At 15.8% G+C, this 425-nt stretch carries 1 protein-coding gene; it reads left to right on the forward strand.

Features of this window, described 5'->3' with window-relative positions; all coding sequences use genetic code 11:
• Positions 1–113 precede the first annotated feature (113 nt).
• Entirely contained in the window at positions 114–257 is a 144-nt protein-coding gene (locus GBZ86_RS17685; RefSeq protein ID WP_170272335.1) for a hypothetical protein, read from the forward strand.
• Positions 258–425: the final 168 nt, after the last annotated feature.

A 425-nucleotide genomic window follows, 5' to 3' on the forward strand; every position in this document is an offset into this window, starting at 1 on the left:
GATAATGTATTTTATTATGTAATTGTATACAAACTAATATTAATATATAAAAAAATATATTTAATATTAATTTCTACATATTTTTTAAAATTAAAATAAAAGAAGGTGTTAAAATGACAAAAAAACATTGTTATGAAAAACATAATAATCATACGAATAAATTAGATCCAACTAGTTCAAACTATGCTGAAAAAATTAAAAACAAAGCTAACGAATCTACTCCTCAAGAAGAATCTAGACCAACTAAACATATTTAATTTCAAAACTATTACTAAGAGATTATAAATTTAAATTATAATCTCTTATTTTTTTATAAGAATTTTTAATTTTATTTTTCTTTAATAAATTAACTCATATATTTTATAATTTTTTTAATTTTAAGCTAAAGGATTTTAAAATATTATGTAGAAATAATACATTAATAT

The sequence above is a fragment of the Clostridium tarantellae genome (assembly GCF_009295725.1).
Classification (GTDB): domain Bacteria; phylum Bacillota; class Clostridia; order Clostridiales; family Clostridiaceae; genus Sarcina; species Sarcina tarantellae.